This window comes from Streptomyces sp. NPDC007162, from assembly GCF_040634175.1.
Taxonomy (GTDB): domain Bacteria; phylum Actinomycetota; class Actinomycetes; order Streptomycetales; family Streptomycetaceae; genus Streptomyces.
The window spans coordinates 1-1,405 of sequence record NZ_JBEYFC010000998.1; the positions used below are offsets into that span (position 1 = coordinate 1).

The 1,405-nt window shown below is 74.4% G+C and carries 1 protein-coding gene; it reads right to left on the bottom strand.

The window, feature by feature from the left end; translation table 11 throughout:
* Positions 1-1,400 (bottom strand): ATP-binding protein (locus ABZ646_RS46630; RefSeq protein ID WP_360533858.1); only part of this gene is annotated, 1,400 nt, incomplete at its 3' end.
* Positions 1,401-1,405: the final 5 nt, after the last annotated feature.

The following is a 1,405-nucleotide window of genomic DNA, read 5'->3' on the forward strand; positions in this document are numbered from 1 at the left end:
GGTCGAACGATGACGTCGGCCGCCCGGTCCTCCGTCCTGCGCAACGCCCCGGTCCTGGTCGCCGCCCGGTTCCCGGTGCCGGTGTCGGCCCCCGCGGTGCCGCCCTTGCCGCCCTCCAGTGCCCCCGTGCGGTCGGACGGCCGCGCGGTCCCGGTGCCAGGCGCACCGCCCGGCGCCGTCGGCGCACCGCCTGCGGTCACCGTGTCACGCGGCTGCGGTACGGCGCCGAGGACGCCCGGCGCCGTGCCCAGCAGGGCCTGCGGGACGACGAGAACGGCCTGGACGCCGCCGTAGATGTTGGTCTGCAGGCGCACCTGGATGCCGTGGCGGCGGGCGAGCTGGGAGACGACGAACACGCCGATGCGGCCGTCGGCCAGCAGGCTGGCGACGTTGACCTGGTCGGGGTCGGCGAGCAGGGCGTTCATCTTGGACTGTTCGCCGACCGGCATGCCGAGTCCGCGGTCCTCGACCTCGACCGCCAGACCGGAGGTGACGAGGTTGGCGCGGAGCAGCACCTGGGTGTGCGGGGCGGAGAACACCGTGGCGTTCTCGACGAGTTCGGCGAGGAGGTGGATGACGTCGGCGACGGCGTGCCCGCGCAGTTCGCCGTCGATCGGCGGGACGAGTTTGACCCGGGAGTACTGCTCGACCTCGGCGATGGCGGAGCGCAGCACCTCGGTCATGGAGACGGGGTTGCTCCACTGCCGCCGCGAGACGGCGCCGCCGAGCACGGCGAGGTTCTCGGCGTGCCGCCGGATGCGGGTGGCCAGGTGGTCGACGTGGAAGAGGCCCTTGAGAAGGTCCGGGTCCTCGATCTCGTTCTCCAGGTCGTCGAGGATGGAGATTTCCCGGTGCACGAGGGACTGAAGCCGCCGCGCCAGGTTGACGAAGACCTCCAGCTTCTGTTCGCTGCCCGCCTGGCTGGAGAGCTGGGCGGCCTGCACGACGGCGGTGACGGCGCCGTCGTGCGCGCGGGACAGGTCGGCGGCGAGCAGTTCGAAGTCGTCGGCGTCCTCGGGCGGTCCGCCGCGCGGCTTGCGCTGGGGCGGGTTCTCGCCACGGCGCAGCGCGTCGACGAGCGCGCGCAGATCGGTCTCCCCGCGGGCGGCGTTGCGGCGCAGCACGTCCACCCGGTCGCTGACCGAGCGGGCGGCGCGGCCCGCGGCCACGGCGGCGATCACGATGCCCGCGGCCGTCACCGAGAGCGCTCCGGCGAGCACGGCCAGCAGGCCGAGGCCGGGGCGCGCGCCGGTGGAGCGGATCGTGAAGAGGACGGCCGCGCAGCCGCTGAGCGCCACCGCGACCGGCGGCAGCAGGGCGAGACGCATCAGCTGCGGCCGTATGTGTGCCTCGGGCAGCGCGGGAACGGGGCGGGCGACCGGCCGTCCGTGCCGAGTGATGCTCG